The organism is Tengunoibacter tsumagoiensis (assembly GCF_003967535.1).
Classification (GTDB): domain Bacteria; phylum Chloroflexota; class Ktedonobacteria; order Ktedonobacterales; family Ktedonobacteraceae; genus Tengunoibacter; species Tengunoibacter tsumagoiensis.
Window position 1 is genome coordinate 4,955,105 of sequence record NZ_BIFR01000001.1, and the last position, 16,928, is coordinate 4,972,032.

12 protein-coding genes are annotated in these 16,928 nt (G+C 49.2%); 4 read left to right on the forward strand and 8 right to left on the reverse strand.

The window, feature by feature from the left end:
• Positions 1-6: 6 nt before the first annotated feature.
• The 3 genes from EL628_RS19415 to EL628_RS19425 all read right to left on the reverse strand — a co-directional run bounded on the left by EL628_RS19415 (position 7) and on the right by EL628_RS19425 (position 2,941).
• Complete coding sequence (locus EL628_RS19415; RefSeq protein ID WP_126581561.1) at positions 7-1,188, reverse strand: thiolase family protein; 1,182 nt, start codon at positions 1,186-1,188, stop codon at positions 7-9.
• A gap of 113 nt (positions 1,189-1,301) precedes the next feature.
• Positions 1,302-2,243 carry a hypothetical protein gene (locus tag EL628_RS19420; RefSeq protein WP_126581562.1) on the reverse strand — a complete coding sequence of 314 codons (942 nt, stop codon included), beginning with the start codon at positions 2,241-2,243 and terminating at the stop codon, positions 1,302-1,304.
• Positions 2,243-2,941, reverse strand: coding sequence for an RNA polymerase sigma factor (locus EL628_RS19425; RefSeq protein WP_126581563.1), 699 nt, complete (start codon positions 2,939-2,941; stop codon positions 2,243-2,245). Before EL628_RS19425 ends, EL628_RS19420 begins: the two co-directional genes overlap by 1 nt.
• Positions 2,942-3,256: 315 nt before the next feature.
• Here EL628_RS19425 and EL628_RS19430 point away from each other — a divergent pair, with 315 nt between their 5' ends.
• A complete protein-coding gene (locus EL628_RS19430; RefSeq protein WP_161975619.1) occupies positions 3,257-4,153 on the forward strand; it encodes a protease pro-enzyme activation domain-containing protein in 897 nt (298 codons plus the stop codon).
• A 26-nt stretch (positions 4,154-4,179) separates the two neighbouring features.
• Here the strand turns inward: EL628_RS19430 and EL628_RS19435 are convergent, their stop codons facing one another.
• The 3 genes from EL628_RS19435 to EL628_RS19445 form a co-directional block, all read right to left on the reverse strand.
• The gene (locus EL628_RS19435; protein ID WP_161975620.1) at positions 4,180-6,276 is read right to left on the reverse strand and encodes a beta-glucosidase; all 2,097 of its coding nucleotides are present in this window, start codon (positions 6,274-6,276) and stop codon (positions 4,180-4,182) included.
• 301 nt (positions 6,277-6,577) lie between these two features.
• Entirely contained in the window at positions 6,578-8,677 is a 2,100-nt protein-coding gene (locus tag EL628_RS19440) for a beta-glucosidase (protein WP_126581566.1), read from the reverse strand.
• A gap of 255 nt (positions 8,678-8,932) precedes the next feature.
• Positions 8,933-9,928 carry a hypothetical protein gene (locus tag EL628_RS19445; protein WP_126581567.1) on the reverse strand — a complete coding sequence of 332 codons (996 nt, stop codon included), beginning with the start codon at positions 9,926-9,928 and terminating at the stop codon, positions 8,933-8,935.
• Positions 9,929-10,504: 576 nt separating this feature from the next.
• On the opposite strand from EL628_RS19445, the gene EL628_RS19450 reads away from it, so the two are divergent.
• Both EL628_RS19450 and ppdK read left to right on the forward strand, forming a co-directional pair.
• Complete coding sequence (locus EL628_RS19450; RefSeq protein ID WP_126581568.1) at positions 10,505-11,077, forward strand: HEPN domain-containing protein; 573 nt, start codon at positions 10,505-10,507, stop codon at positions 11,075-11,077.
• Between the two features lie 79 nt (positions 11,078-11,156).
• Complete coding sequence (ppdK, locus tag EL628_RS19455; RefSeq protein ID WP_126581569.1) at positions 11,157-13,937, forward strand: pyruvate, phosphate dikinase; 2,781 nt, start codon at positions 11,157-11,159, stop codon at positions 13,935-13,937.
• Between the two features lie 99 nt (positions 13,938-14,036).
• Here ppdK and EL628_RS19460 read toward each other — a convergent pair whose 3' ends face one another.
• On the reverse strand, positions 14,037-15,038 hold the full coding sequence (locus tag EL628_RS19460; RefSeq protein ID WP_126581570.1) for an MDR/zinc-dependent alcohol dehydrogenase-like family protein: 1,002 nt from the start codon (positions 15,036-15,038) through the stop codon (positions 14,037-14,039).
• A 212-nt stretch (positions 15,039-15,250) separates the two neighbouring features.
• Here EL628_RS19460 and EL628_RS30235 point away from each other — a divergent pair, with 212 nt between their 5' ends.
• Complete coding sequence (locus EL628_RS30235) at positions 15,251-15,664, forward strand: hypothetical protein (RefSeq protein ID WP_174719964.1); 414 nt, start codon at positions 15,251-15,253, stop codon at positions 15,662-15,664.
• On the opposite strand, the gene EL628_RS19470 is transcribed toward EL628_RS30235, so the two are convergent.
• A complete protein-coding gene (locus EL628_RS19470) occupies positions 15,661-16,782 on the reverse strand; it encodes a hypothetical protein (RefSeq protein WP_126581571.1) in 1,122 nt (373 codons plus the stop codon). The genes EL628_RS30235 and EL628_RS19470 overlap by 4 nt on opposite strands.
• Positions 16,783-16,928: the final 146 nt, after the last annotated feature.

Consider the following 16,928-nt stretch of genomic DNA (forward strand, 5'->3'; position numbering starts at 1 on the left):
ACAGAGTTAAACTTCAATTGCCATCGCGACGGCACCGCCACCCCCCAGACAGAGTGTGGCCAATCCTCGTCCGCCCCCGCGCCGACGCAGTTCATACATGAGGGTTGTCAGTACCCGTGAGCCACTCGATCCAATGGGATGGCCCAGGGCAATTGCTCCGCCATTCACATTGACCCGTGACCAATCAAGGTCTAGTTCCAGTCCATTGGCCAGAACCTGGGCCGCAAAGGCTTCATTGACCTCTATAAGATCAAAGTCTTGCAAATGCAATCCTGTTCGCTCAAGGAGCCGCAAAACTGCATGCGGAGGAGCCGCAAAAATGTAACGTGGAGTAATGGCAGCTGTAGCATACCCCAAGATGCGGGCAAGAATTGGAAGCTGGTGCTCGTGCGCAAATGCCTGTTCGACAATGACAGTTGCAGAGGCCCCATCACTAAGACCAGGAGCATTACCAGCAGTCACCGAACCACCCTGTTGAAAGACGGGCATCAAACGGGCCAGAGCATCCATCGAACTATCACCACGAATCGGTTCATCACTCTCAAGAAAAAGAGACCCTTTTTTTTGTTTGATCTCAATTGGCAGCAACTCATCCTTAAAACGCCCAGCTGCCGTGGCCTCTGTTGCACGTTGATGACTTTGCAAAGCAAAACGGTCCTGCTCCTCGCGCGTTACTCCATATTTCTCCGCAATAATCTCCGCCTCATTGCCCATATGAATATTCTCAAAAGCACACCAGAGTCCATCATGGACAACACTATCGATAATCTTTCCATCGCCCATGCGGTACCCGGTGCGGCCATTGGGCAGAAGATAGGGAGCATTACTCATACTCTCCATCCCACCGGCGACAAAGGCCTGTGCATCGCCAGCACGAATAGCCTGAGCCGCAAGCATCACAGCTTGCATACCGGAACCACAGACCTTATTGATTGTAAACGCCGAGATTTCGGCAGGCAGGCCCGCATGTAGTGCCGCCTGACGAGCTGGTGCCTGACCCACCCCCGCTGAAACAACGTTCCCCATAATCACTTCATCTAATACCATGGGGTCGATACCAGCACGTTTTACGGCCTCTCGAATCACAAGTGAACCCAGTTGCGGGGCCGTAAATGAAGCGAGCGAACCAAGAAACTTGCCTGTGGGGGTACGAACTGCGCTACTGATCACTGGAATATGCTCTGCCATGTGCTCTTTCTCCTCTCATGTGCTCACCACTCTGTGGCTAATAGAGAGTTACAAACAGATAATCAAAACAACTCTATTCTAGTATATCTCATACGCACCCTCATCTCAGAGCCTTATGGCCTGGCTGGCAACTGACCCATATGATAATCGGCTGGAATCTGCATATCCCAGGTGGAAGCAGGAACCTGCGTCGGGGAAAGCCACTGAAGCGTAGTATACACAGGCTTCATAGATTGCGCTGGTGATAGCACATTTATCGGCATATAATGCATATCAAGCATCAGAATAGTTCCATCAGGATATCCAATGTCATAGACGTCCTGACCTTGAAATTGCCTTTTTCCCTGATAGACTGCGTGTCCGGTTTGCAGATCATGCCTGAGCTGAGCAAGGTTGAACATAGATTCATCAACACTCCAGGAAGTTGCGTTCCATTGTGCTACATGATGCATCATATCCAATCCTAGACTCTTCTGCTCATCCTGTAAGACAATAATATGCACTTGATCATCCATTTTTGTTTCTACCTTCAGATGGTGATCGCTCATATCATGATATGAGATAACCTGATAGGTTTGACCATCACTGCTTTTCATCGTCTGGGTATGATAAAGCACATATGGTTGCCAGGTAAGATTAGCCGGAAGAGCAAAAGCTTTCTCACTTCCACCAAATGGATGAACAAGAAGAAGCACAAGTACTATCAACGCCACTGCCGCCAGAGCACCTGCCAGCGACAGGAAGCGCGGGAACCTGACTTTAAATGATGCCTGAACGTTCTGCTGCATGCCCCGGGCCGCAATAGCGGCCCTGATAGCGGCATCAACACGAGCGGATGGGCTGGAGGTCTCCATGGTGGCAACGAGATTCGTGACTTGCTGTAAAAGGCGTAACTCCTCAGTACACCCCTGACATGAATGTACATGACCCATCACTTGTTCGCGTTGAAGTGGTGAAAGATCATCCCAGACAGCTAAATAGAGACGAATAATTTCACAAACCTCCGGGCCTCTCTCTCCCGTCGATGGCAGAATTGGTAGATGCGTGTTGTTCATTATCTCTTCTCCCGTTGTACAACACCATCTTTGATCAGGCGCTGGTATTGTTCCGCAAACATTTTCTTGGCTCGTGAGATACGGGTCGCCGCTGCATTCGGAGAAATATTGACAATATGAGCAATCTCCTGGTAGGTGAGCCCCTGGGCAGCGCTCAATATAAGAGCTACTGCATACTCTTCAGTCATACCGGCAAAAGCCATGCGAATAATCTCACGCTCCGCAATCTCTGGTATTCCTCCCATATCAGCCAGAAAATCGGTGAGATCAAGCGGGGCTGGCTCTTCTCCTCGTTCTAGTGAACGGTGCTTACCTCCTAAAGGCCACCACATAATTCGCTTGCGTCGCCTCAGGTGATCCACACAGAGATTTGTCGCAATACGATATAACCAGGATGAGAGGTTATCACGCTCGTAGAGACCATTCCATGCGGTACACGCACGTACAAAGACCTCTTGCGTTATGTCATCTGCATCTTCTTGACTCCCAAGCAAGCGATATGTATAGGAGTGAATAGGACGGCGAAATTGCTCATAAAGCTTTATCAGTGCATTTTCATCCGCCCCTCTGTCCTGCGAACTGGCAGCTTTCTTTACGGTCATGCTGGCGAGTGCTTTCTCTTCTATAGGCGTACTAACAATGCTTACACCTCTCGATTGTGCCAGTAGTATACCAGGAAAGATTAGGAAATTGAACATACCAGCCAGAACCTCCTTAGACCTCTCTCTTTACCTCTTCCATCGAGAGATCTGACTATAACACGCTCTTAAGCCCGAAAATTTTCTACTGATGTAGTACCTTCATCTTATTCATGGAGTTCTTTCCCTCTTAACTGCTATTAAAAAATGACTATAATAACATAGTTGACACATCGTATTTTGCTAATCCCTATAAAGCGATTAACTATGCTTTTCTGCAATTAAACGCGAAAACATATTGGCGCTTGACAGTATGTTGTGGACATAAAGATCAGGCAACACTATTCTGGTTGGTTGGAAGGGATGAGAATATCTATGCTCTATATCTACTTACTACGAACAGTACAGGCACGCAAACATCATTACCTGGCTCTCAGGCTACGGCCCTATCGTGCATTGCTCTCGGTACTCATGCCCGTATTTACATTTCTCATTTTTTTGAGCGTCATTGCGCTGCAATTTTTGCATCTTTCCTTTGTGCAGGCCAAAGGAAATGAGCCAGCAAGTGCAGTCCATGGGACGCTTTCACCCTTAATTGCACAGAGCCGGCGCGTGGGAGACGTTAAACCTACGCAACAGCTTACGCTCTCACTCGGGCTTATGCCACGTCATAGCGATCAGCTTGAGGCGCTTCTCGCAGCCCAGAGACAGGGAAAATTACATGAAGTATTGACGGCTGAGGAATATGAACAACAATTTGGCCCCGATATCACAACGTATAATCGGGCACGCCACTTTTTACAAGACTCTGGCTTTACTGTTCGACAGACAGCGCAACATCACCTGTTAATTACATTTAGCGGCCCGGCTCTTCTCGTCGAGCACGTCTTTCATCTCTCGCTTCAGCGCTATCAGGCCCCTTCAGGCGAAAGTTTTATTGCAAATCTGTCTGATCCGCTTCTCCCACAATCGTTAGCAAAACAAACAATCAGCATTAATGCTCTGACAGAGGGCCCTCAACAGGACTGCCAGCTCAACACATCAGCAGCAATGAGCCAGCAAGAGTATCTTCTCTGGGCCAGCGCAACCCTCCAGGGAGAAACGCTATCAACTATAGCTGGCGACAGCCTCCAGACCCTCTGCGCTCAAGATCAAGATACGTTTCTCAGGCTACCAGAGCATGATGCAACTGGTGCCAGAGCTATCCTCCAGATTAGCCCTGGCATCGCCTTTACAGTTAAAACACATTCGGTGCTCCCAGGGAAGCGCTAAAAACGCTTTAAGGAGCTTTCGTCCTCTTAAGAGATCGTAAAATGCCCCTGTAAGCGGATATCTCTTGAGGAACTGCCAAGACTAATGGTGCAGTTTCCTTGAGCAAGTGCCCAATCATGGCGCGCAACGTTCCAATACGACAGGGCTCGTTCATCAAGCATAAAACGCACATGCTGCATCTGGCCTGCATCAAGGGTCACTTTCTTAAAGCCCTTCAATTGTTCAGGGGGTTCGGAGACAGATCCTGAGGGCAGGCCAACATATAACTGCATGACTTCAGACCCGGCTCGTGTACCTGTATTTGTAATATCTACATTAACGGCGACCTGTCCTGTCGCCGTAGCCGGTGAACTTAGTGCCAGATTACTATAAGCAAATGTGGTATAAGAGAGTCCGTAGCCAAAGGGGAAGAGTGGTGTGATCTGTTGCTGATCGTAGTAACGATATCCAACAAAAATGCCTTCGTTATACTGGGCTACGCCATGCTGGCCAGGATATTGAACAGTGGTCTTCGCTGGAACATCTGTATCATGTACTGGAAATGTCATTGGCAACTTACCCGAAGGGTTCACATCTCCAAATAAGATGGATGCAATCGCGTTGCCATCTTCCTGACCTGGATACCAGGCTTCAATGATACCTTGCACCTGGTGTACCCAGGGCATGCTAACGGGTGCCCCGGTATTTAATACAACAATCGTATGAGGATTTGCCTGTGCAACCGTTTGCACCAGTTTATCCTGCCCACGAGGTAAGGAGAGGTCAGGGCGGTCACTGCCTTCATCCTCATGATCATTGACAAACACAATCGCAACATCAGCAGCTTTCGCCAGTTGAGCTGCTTTTTTGCCGCTGGTGTACGTCACTTTAATCTTATTTCCCTGGATTGCAGACTGTATCCCCTGCAAAGGTGTAACCAGGTAAGGAAGATGCACATGCGCACTCCCATTCCCTACTGCCGCAAGCGAGCCATCTTCCCCAATCACGGCAATTGATTTAACCTGCTCACGCTTAAGCGGCAAGATCTGGCCCGCATTTTGCAGCAGCACTGTGCCTTCTTCAGCCGCTGTACGTGCAAGTTGCGTATGCGCGCTGGACATCACATTTTTGTTTGGTGAGCCTTTTGCCGTCTCATCGAACAGGCCAAAGGTGAACATCATTCGCAAGATGCGCAGCACGTGATCATCTATCGTCACACGGCTAATTCGTCCAGACTGAACTGCTTTCAATAGATCTGCATTATAGTATGCTCCATCTGGCATCTCCAGATCCAGTCCGTTCTGCGCTGAAGCCTGTGTGCTGTGTGTTGCCTGCCAATCCGAGACGACAAAACCAGCGAAGCCCCAATCTTGCTTAAGAATCTGGTTCAGTAGCTCTGAATTCTCACAAGCGTAAACTGTATTCACACGGTTATAAGCACACATGACTGACCCTACCTGCCCCTGCTTGACCGCCGCCTCAAAGGCTGGTAGATAGATCTCATGGAGTGTACGTTCATCAACGGCCGCACTGATGGTCTCGCGATTATACTCTTGATTGTTGGCAGCAAAATGCTTGACGGTCGCAATTACTCCCTGGCTCTGGATGCCCTGAATCGAGGAGACAGCCATTTGAGAGGTGAGATAAGGATCTTCACCCAGACTCTCAAAGCTTCGTCCCCATTGGGGGATGCGCAAAATATTTACTGTAGGCCCCAACTGAATATTAACGCCTTTACCCGCCTCTTCATTCGCTGTCGCCTGACCATATTGATACATAAGCGAAGGGTCCCAACTGGCTGAGACACTGATAGGAGCCGGAAAGGCCGTGACACCGGTCATCCCATCGGCTACTCCAGCTGGCCCATCCTCTAAATGCAAGGCTGGAATGCCCAGTCGATTATTTGCCGCGACGTTTCCTACATATGGGCCAGCAACCCCATGTAACAGGTCAATCTTCTCGGTTAATGTCATTACCTTTAAGAGAAGTAAGGCACGCTGATCGGCAGATAGAGCCTTATTCAGCCAGGGACGCTGCTGAGCATTTGCCTGAAGGGGGGTGTAGACGGAGATGGTTGTGCCCAATAGAAAAACCAGACAGAGAACCCAAAAAGGTTTAGTGGAACGTAAAGAGGTCAAACGCATATATCCTCCACTTCGTTTTAACATAGGATTTTTTTACAAACATTGATATAATGCGCTATTATTGCCCAGGTTCCTGGCATACACAATGTATGTATAAAATTCTCAATCCAGCTTCTCTACAGAAGCTGGTTTTGTCTTTTTCGATAAAACAATAATAGCTATTTATATACTCTATAATTTATTATACTTATATAACCAAAATAACTACATTTGCGCCTCTGTCAGACAGAATGAACCAGGCATTCTGTCTGCAGAAAATTCGCGCCTTTCAAGAAGCATGATCGTTGCGGGTATGCTTTCTTTACGGCGTCTCTACCGTAAAAATCCCTGTAACCTGGAGTTCACGAGATGACCCACCTGCTCCAACGGTATATGTTCCCGGCGCAAGTGCCCAGTTGGCCTGATGCGTATCCCAGTAGGAAAGGGACCGTGTGTCGAGGGTAAAACTTAGGTGACGTTGCTGTCCCGCTGGCAGAAAGATCTTTTGAAAACCCTTTAATTGCTCCGGCGGTTGAGGAACTGCTCTGGTTGAAGGGAGACCGATATAGAGTTGGGCTACTTCTGACCCATCCCTCTCTCCATCGTTCGTCACATCGATATCAACCTGCACATAACCTTGATGAGAGAGTTGGCCGCTGATCTTTAGATTACTATACGAAAAATGAGTGTATGAGAGGCCAAAGCCAAATGGAAATAATGGCGCAATCTGCTGCTGATCATAATGACGATACCCAACAAAAATCCCTTCGCTATAGTCTGCAACGTCGTTATTACCAGGATATTGTGCTTCGGTATTGACTGGCAGATCGCTTTCTTGTACGGGAAAGGTCATTGGTAGCTTGCCCGCTGGACTTATATCCCCGAACAGAATAGAGGCAATGGCATTACCATCCTCTTGACCTGGATACCAGGCCTCAAGAATACCCTGGACCTGATGTGCCCAGGGCATAAGGACTGGACCACCTGTATTCAACACGACAATCGTATGTGGATTTGCCTGCGCGACCGCCTGTACCAGCTTATCCTGCCCATGAGGCAAGGAGAGGTCAGGGCGGTCACTGCCTTCATCCTCCTGATCACTGACAAATACAATCGCTATATCAGCCGCATGTGCTATTTCAGCTGCTCTGGAACTACTAGTGTAGGTTACTTTTATCTCGCTGCCTGCTCGCGCTCGAATACCCTGTAAAGGGCTTACAAGATAGGGTAAATGAACCTGTGCACTCCCACCACCTGTGGCGGTCGCAGCACTGGAGCCATCCTGACCAATCACAGCGATCGACTTAATATGCGTCGGATCAAGAGGAAGAATCTGCTGCTGGTTTTGCAAAAGTACAATACTGTCCTCAGCTACAGTACGTGCAAACTGACTATGAGCTGGCGTGGTGACATCTTGTTGGAGCGATCCAGAGGATGCTGTATCAAAGAGACCAGTGGCAAACATGGTCCGCAGAAGACGGCGTACATGATCGTTCAAAACATTGATACTGACCTGACCCTCCTGCACAGCACTCTCAAGCGCATCTCCATAATAGTTTCCACCGGGCATCTCAAGATCTAAGCCATTCTGCGCGCTTGCTACAGTACTATGTGTCGCTTGCCAATCTGACATCACAAAGCCTGGAAAGCCCCAATCCTTCTTGAGAATATTTTTGAGAAGAGCATTCTGCTCACAAGCATAAATGCCATTCACACGATTATAAGCACACATGACTGATCCAACATGCCCTTGCTTAACTGCGGCCTCAAAGGCTGGCAGATAGATCTCGTGGAGCGTGCGCTGATCCACCAATGCACTTACCGTCTCACGATCGTGCTCCTGATTATTGGCGGCAAAATGTTTGACCGTCGCAATGACACCCTGGCTCTGAATACCTTGAATGTTTGCTACCGCCAACTGGGCGGTCAGATAGGGGTCTTCACCCAGGCTCTCAAAGCTTCTTCCCCATTGAGGGATACGCAGAATATTTACTGTGGGGGCTAATTGAATATTTGCTCCTTTTCCAGACTCTTCACTCGCTGTTGCTTGCCCATACTGATACATCAACTGTGTATCCCAACTGGCCGCCACACCAATGGGAGCAGGAAAGGCGGTCACCTGTGTCACACCGTCAGCGACTCCGCCCGGACCATCCTCAAGCTTTAATGCTGGAATTCCCAGGCGCGTGTTCTCAGGCACGTTTCCTACATAGGGTCCATCTCCACCATGCAACAGTGCAATCTTCTCTTTCAGGCTCATCTGCTTTAATAACAGGTTCGCTCTTTGATCGGCTGATAGAGAACGATCCATCCAGGGGCGATCCAGAGCATGTGCATGGAAAGAAGGGGTGATTGTCGGACTTATCATCAGGCTACACACAAGTGCCATCAGAAACATAGGATGCCATGTCGCTCGACTCATATGCCCTCCTCGACATTCCTGCCCACTACTCCTGTTACGTGTAGCATCTGACTACACTGAGCTATTTACATAAGATTGTCATAAAAAATATCTACACTCTGTAGCTACTACTCTCTCTTATCACTATACTCATACCCCCAAAATGGTTTAGCTAATTGGTTTAGCTAATTATAATGACAAAACGCCTTAACGCGGGCTGCGTTAAGGCGTTTGCTTCATGAGACGACTGAGATTCTTCTCATCGAACCTTATCAATTACCAGACTTGAGAGTCATTCGGTAAGGTTGGATCGGATTCGGAATCACGCATTAGAGGGGCACGATGGCTGTTATCCTGTTTCTCAGCAGGTATAGGCTCTGCATCAGACACAGGAGTTGTCGTCTGCGTATCAGCCAGTTCGGGACGTGGGCGCAGAGTATTCTCAGGAGTGGTTGTGTCGGTCTGAAACTGATCATCCTCATAGCGTTCTACTGTCGCAGTAGAGGTCGTTACATCAGTGAGCTGATTGGGCTTTGTATCTATCCCTGTACGATATGTTTCAGAAGGCCGATCATCAACCTGCTCATCGTTAAGATTTTCGACAGGTGGATTGACAGCGTTATATAGCGGGGGCTGCAAAGGATTCACGATGCCAGCAGTTACTGGCGTTCCCAGTCCCATAGCAGCACCAGGCAATATCGCAGCAGGGATCAGGCTCTCCTCACTGGCAGATCCTACAGTATCAGCATTGGTAGCAGGCATATCCTTGCTCACCGTCGCATTGTAAGCTCCGCTTTCACGCAGGATGGCCGCTGCCTCTTCATAGCGCCCGGGGGCGGTTACTGTAACGATCGAGCTACCACGCGTTAGCTGGTCATGATAGTATTGCGCCTCATCCTCAGGCACGCCCGCATTCACCAGTGAACCAACGAAACCACCTGCCACGGCTCCAATGGCGGCACCACCCAATGTTGCTGCAAGAATACCACCCGCCAGGGCCGGTCCCAAACCAGGAATTAAAAGCGAGGCGGCTGCACCAATCACACCACCTAACACTCCACCACCCACCGCACCGGTCGCAGTGCTTGATACTGTACCTGATCCCAGGTCATCTGCTGGAACCTCGCGACCGTCAACAGCGTGAGAATGGCGAGCGACAAAACCAATCTGATCCTCAGTAAATCCGCTACGCTTCAGCTCTTCAATTGCACGCTCTGCTAGAGCTTGCTCTGTAAAAGCACCAACAGCTGTCGTTCTTTCAGTAGTTGCCATACATTTCCTCCTCTGAAATAGATACTCTATCCTTAAAAACCGCCTTGTTCACCTGCTAACACCGGATAAGCATCGACGTTTTTCTTCTTGAAAATTTTGCAATATTCTTGTTTGTACTGACTGTATAATCCTATATTACGTTTTACGGCTTACCTGTCTGACACGGATCACTTTCCAAAATAGTTGCACATTCTCTCCTGGTGACCTGAGTTCCAATACCTCTCACTCAGGTTTAGAAGAGCCCGAAGAGGCCAGATACTCGCTTGATCCTTGAGCTAAAAAAAGGAAACAATCCAGCTATTGTTCACGCAATTGATCTACATATTTCTACTGTTTATTCACACAATGATAAAAAATATGCCATCTACCAATCCAATACAGTCTATTAAAATACACTGCTTAGCTTCATTGATAATAATGTTTATTACCTCCATAATGTACTTGTATAATAAATTACCGCCATTCAGCGATTGACATGTGGTGGTTGTTAGGAATACTATGTGCACAACGGCCTACGAGTGCTAAGCAATATGCGGTGCAGAGGGCCTACATTAAAGTGAACAAGGATTACATAGCATGTCTCAAATACGAGATGACAATAATCAAACTCCCGATGACGAGCATAAAGAAGCGCTAGTGGATCAGCTTCTCCATGGGGTCACCAGCTCTTTTGTATCTCGCCCATCAGACGAGATACAATTCCCACCATCAGTTGCGGAGCAGGATGAGGAGGAGGAGGAGGAAGAGGTCAGCTCGGATAGCGACGCTCAAGGGGCCTATGGCCTCTTTGCGGAGGCAGCACAGGATATGGCTACGGCTGGAGTTGAATTGGGGTTGGGGCGCCACTTTGCTTGTGTTGATTTCTGTAACCAAGCCGTCGAAAAAGCTGCCCAGGCCGTTAGCCTCCTGCGATATGGTCGACGCTCTATGTATGACCACGATCTGCGCTCATTGGGCACGCTCGTTGGAGCCCCCACGGAAATTCAGGATCTGATGGCCGAACTGACGCCATTTCATCCCGAAGACTTCTATGCAGGCACTCCCCCTGAGGAGGCCGATGAGGTCATTAGTGCAGAACAAGCGAGTTATTTTGTCCAGAGTGCTCGTAAGGTCTTGCGTTGGGCAAGGACGATTATATTGGCGATGTAAGAACTATTTTTCAAGAACTTTAAAGCTCTACCCGACCCCGTTGATTACTAGACCGTGAATAGAATGTTGGAGGATGTTTATGACACAGCAAGTCACTCATCAGGGATTGGATGAAGCCGTTCGACAGTCGCCAAAAAAGTGGGTCTATCTCTTTAGTGAGGGCAACGCAACTATGCGCAATCTCCTGGGTGGGAAAGGGGCTGGCGTCTCCGAGATGACAAACGCCGGCTTACCCGTCCCTCCAGGGTTCACGATCACAACTGAAGCCTGTAATGCCTATTATGAGCACCAAAAGCAGTTTCCACTGGGTACCTGGGATCAGGTGTTGGCGGCGCTCCACATTATTGAGACACAAACGGGGAAAGGCTTTGGTTCTCGGGAGAATCCTCTTCTGGTCTCTGTCCGCTCTGGCGCTAAGTTCTCTATGCCTGGCATGATGGACACTGTCTTGAATCTGGGTATAAACGATGAGACTGTTCAGGGCCTGATCGCCCTTACAAACGACGAACGCTTTGCTTATGATGCTTACCGCCGCTTTATTCAGATGTTCAGCAAGATTGTTCTGGATACCGATCCTCATGACTTCGAACTGGTGCTAGAACACTATAAGAACAACGCTGGCGTACTGACTGACGCCGACATCCCCGCTTCTGACCTCAAGCAGATCGTAGGCGAGTTCAAACAGATTGCTGAACGCCAATCTGGTGAACCGTTCCCGACCGATGTCTTCCAACAACTTCATAAAGCGATCGAGGCGGTCTTCTCTTCCTGGAATAACAAACGCGCTATCGACTACCGAAACTTTAATCGGATTCCCCATAATCTTGGTACCGCCGTTAATATACAAAGTATGGTCTTTGGTAATATGGGAAATACTAGTGGGACCGGGGTGGCTTTTACACGCAATCCCGCCACTGGTGAAAAAGTTTTGTATGGCGAATATCTTTTGAATGCTCAAGGGGAGGATGTGGTAGCTGGTATTCGTACTCCTTCACCTATCAGTCGCCTCCAACAGGATCTGCCAGGGGTGTATGAACAATTCAAAGAGATTGCTAATCGTCTGGAACAGCACTACCATGATATCCAGGATCTAGAGTTTACCGTTGAGCAGGGCCGGCTCTATATGTTACAGACACGATCCGCCAAACGCAATGCTGGCGCAGCCGTAAAAGTAGCCGTGGATATGGTTGAAGAAGGCTTGATTACACCTGAAGAGGCTGTGAAACGCGTGGAACCTTCACAGGTCTATCAATTATTACTCCCTCGCTTCGAGGATGCAAGCAAGAGGCGCGCTGAGGCCGAAGGTCGCTTGCTGGCAAAAGGTCTCAATGCCTCGCCCGGTGCTGCATATGGCAAAGCAATCTTCGATGCTGACCGCGCTGAGGCTCTTGGCAAGGCGGGGACTCCTGTGGTGCTTGTCCGCCCCGAGACCAGTCCGGATGATGTCCATGGAATGCTGGTTGCCAGAGGTATTCTGACGGCTCGTGGGGGTGCTACCAGTCATGCAGCGGTCGTGGCTCGCGGATTAGGTCTTCCCTGCGTTGCTGGCTGCGAAGAGATCCGTGTGCATGAGGCTGAACATCTCTTCCGCGTGGTTGGATCGGATGTAGTGATTCATGAAGGGGAGGATATCTCGATCGATGGTGCTACCGGTGAGGTCTTTGCTGGTATGATCAAGACTGTTGAGGCTGATTTTGCCAATGAGACCGATCTGAAGAAGTTGCTTGATTGGGCTGATATGTTCCGCCATCTTGGTGTCTGGGCCAATGCCGACTATCCACGCGATGCGCAACGTGCAGTCGCATTCGGTGCTCAGGGCATTGGTCTCTGCCGTACAGAGCATATGTTTATGGAGCCAGAGCGCCTCCCTATTGTCCAGAAGATGATCCTCGCGCCTACCTATGAGGAACGGCAGTCCGCCCTGGATCAACTCCTGCCTTTTCAACGCAGTGATTTTAAAGGCATCTTTGAGGCAATGGTCAATCCTCGCACTGGCGAGGGCTATCCAGTCGTGATTCGTCTGATCGATCCTCCTTTGCACGAGTTCCTCCCTTCTTATGAGGATCTCCTGGTCGAAGTCACTAGATTGGAGACGCTCGGCGGGCACGAGGCTGAACTCAAAGAGAAGACGGCTCTGTTAGAGGCCATTGGCGCAATACGCGAGATGAATCCCATGTTAGGCCTTCGTGGCTGCCGCCTTGGTCTGACATTCCCCGAGATTAATGTAATGCAGACACGAGCAATTCTGGAAGCCGCAGCCGAGCTGGCTGCCCAGGGTAAAAAGCTGCATCCTAAAATCATGATTCCTCTGGTTGGTCATGTCAATGAACTAAAAGAGGTCCGACGCCAACTACAGACAGTCGCTGACGAGATTGCTGAGAAGTCGGGGGGCCGCATCGATTACAAGTTTGGCACGATGATCGAACTACCACGCGCTGCTCTGACTGCTGACAAGATTGCCCGGGAAGCAGATTTCTTCAGCTTTGGCACGAATGATCTGACACAGACAACTTTTGGCTTCAGCCGTGACGATGCCGAAGGGAAGTTTTTGCTTCACTATGTCGATGGTCTGGATGTTCCTGGCCTGAAGGACAAAGTGAAGATCCTTCCCTCTAATCCCTTTCAGACTCTCGATCGTGAGGGCGTTGGACAGCTTATTCAGATGGCCGTTGAAAAGGGCCGGAGTGTTAATCCTCATCTTGAATTGGGCATCTGTGGTGAACACGGTGGTGATCCCGATAGTATCGAGTTCTGTAGTGAGATTGGCCTGGACTATGTCAGTTGCTCTCCTTTCCGCGTTCCTATCGCCCGCCTGGCTGCAGCTCAAGCCGCACTCAGCCATGCCGAAAAGGATCGTTGATTCCTGTTGCAGAAGGGAATAACGCGCTATGATGGCGGATTATGGCATATCTATTGGGAGCTACATACATACGTATGCAGCTCCCAAAGGCGCAAAAGGCTATGACACCTTTAGCAATACCTTCAAAACTCCCTTCTGGGCCGCATACTCAAATGCTTCCAGCCCATCTTCCAGAGCATAACAGGCACTGATCAACGGTTGCACATCAATGCGTTTCTGACCCAATACGCGCAGAGTGGGAGCAAAGGGTCCACAACGCGACCCTTGAACCAGAATCTCATCGATTATGATAGGGGCAAGATTAATGGTGCTTTTATCAGCCACAGTACTCTTGAGAAGAAGCGTTCCACGTGGCCGCACCAGCTTGAGAGCAAGTTCTAAACCTTGCGCATTACCAGTACACTCTACAACGGCGTCGACTCTTCTGCCTTCTGGCAATTGGAATGTCTCGGATTGCTCAAGTAAATAAGGGACGGCTCCTACCTCTGCTGCTAAGGCTAGCTTCTCCGGATGTTTACCCACTATGCATACCTCACAACCATTGAGAGCCAGGACACGTGCAGCCAGCTGCCCTTGCTTTCCATCCCCTAATACAAGCACACTCGCAGTTGGCTTGAGGTGCAGCTGCTCTAGCATCTCAAAATTGGCGGCCAGAGGTTCCACAAAGACAGCCTCTTCATCGCTTACTCCCTCAGGAACCAGGAAAAGATTCTCAACGGGCAAACACAGGTAATCAGCAAACGCTCCGTCGCGATCAACAATGCCCAGGGTGGTGCGTCGTGGACAGTGTGTATGCATTCCTCGTTGACAATAGTCACAATGCGACTGATAACAGGCCGCATTAATATCACCAACGATTCGCTGCCCTAGAAGATGGGAGTGGGTCCGACGAGTCTCTGCATCTGGGATCTCTTCCACGACACCAACAAACTCATGACCGGGCACACCTCTGAAATCTTGATATCCACGCAGGATCTCAAGATCAGTATTACAGATACCAGCCATGAGAACGCGAATCAAAGCCTCACCTGCACGAGGCCGTGGAACTGGATAATCCGAGCGAAACACTAATTGTTCCCCCGTAAAGTTTAACGCACGCATTAAACATCTCCGTTCTTAATCTCTTCCCGCCTGACCTTTACTATCAATAGCAACTACTGAAAGTATATCGTCTATTCATGAAATACTATAGCCTTCAGCTCGATAAGCTTCATATCAAAAAAGAAGTGGTCGAAAAATTGCCGAAAAATTGCTTCATAGACGTTTACTATCCGAACATCAATCGCCAGCGAATAGCAGATGGGAGAACAAACATGACTATGCCACCAGAACAACCAGAACAGAATCCCTCTTATCCATCATGGACTCCTAACCCCAACTCTCAGTCGACCTGGGGACAACAGCCGCCGTCCTATCCCCCTAATCAGCCATACAGCCAACCTCAACAGCCTTATGGACAACCACAACAATGGAGCCAACCACAACCACCCTATCCCCCTGATCAGCCATACAGCCAACCTCAACAGCCTTATGGACAACCACAACAATGGAGCCAACAGCCATATGGGCAGGTCCCAGACTATGCTCGCGCTCAAGCAAATAATAGTAGTAACTGGCTCGTTGGATGGCTAATGACGAGACTGGTGATCCGACTCGTTGTTTTTGGTATCTTTATTCTTGTCTTTGGTGGATGCATTCTTGCAGCAATACTGAGCTCACTCCATTAAGCGCGCGAACCACAGCGCGTAAGTAGTGCCTCAAACAAAAGAGTAAGCTGCCTGCGGCAATGGCGGCGACCTGCTTTACGATCGGTAGTCCAGATGACAGCTCCAGTCTGCGCGAGTTCAATCCACCAATCAAGTTTAAAGGCATAGGCAAGCCACAGGCTCTCACACTGATCAAACAGGTCGGATAGCGTATAAGATGGGCCGCCACCGGCTGACAATTGCTCGAGATAGTAGTAACCCAGCCGGGGCTGTCCACGCCAGGAAGGGCCATAGACAGTAGTGAGTTGCTCTGGCGAACCAAAAAGGTGAACAAGATCAAAAAAACGTGGTCGTAGTCCAATACTGTGCAGATCAAACAGGCGCCAATCGGTGAAGGTTGAGCCTGAGCTTGCACATGCTCCCAGGCCGAACTCCCCATTGGTCAAGCCAATCTCCATCTTTTCAATCTGTCCAGCCACCTCTTGAGCCAGATTGAGAAGCTCAGGCAGTTGTCTCTGAGCCTCTTTAGCGAGGTGCATCAATTTATTCTGGGGACGACCCTGACAGGCATAGTCTGCAATGCGCTGGATAGTAGCTGTAATCCGCTCCGCAGTAAGATGAGAGGTAAGATTCTCTACTGGAAGTTGTGACCGATACGTTGGCGTAAGCTCCAGATTATGAAAACAGGCGAGCTGCTGAAGAAAGAGCGTCCGAAGAGAAGCATAGGCCGGATCAATCGCATTAAATGTGCGTTCGAGATACTCAAGAAACAGAATCTCTTCTCCCTGCGCTCCTCTGACTGCTCCATAAAGTCTGGCTACAGGAAAATCCTGTTCATGTAAGTAGCGATAGTGCAGTTCCTCTGAGAGGCCGGGAGATAACTTTTTGACAAAGAGGCGACTCTGTCCTGAGCGTCCTCCAATAGTCTCATAGGTAATCGTTGGAACCAGCTTTTGTCCGGCCCACCCTGGAAATCCCTGAACCTGATCTTGAAGGGTCAATGAGAAATGAGCCACGCTTTCACCGGCTAATTGCTCCACCACAGGCCAGAGTTGCTCCTGAGTCAATCCAAACACGCAGGTGGGCATCTGGTGCTGAAGCTGAACGTCAGGCAAAAAATCTGCTTCAGGGCTCATCATTGGACTATCCTTCTACATCTATTTTAGGAACAAACATTAAAAATATTGTAGCCTCTCGCGTCAACTCCCCTTGTTATTATTGGTCTTCCGGCATATACTAGAAACGCTAAAATAACCCAGAGATCAACGACCCCCTCCTTCCTGGA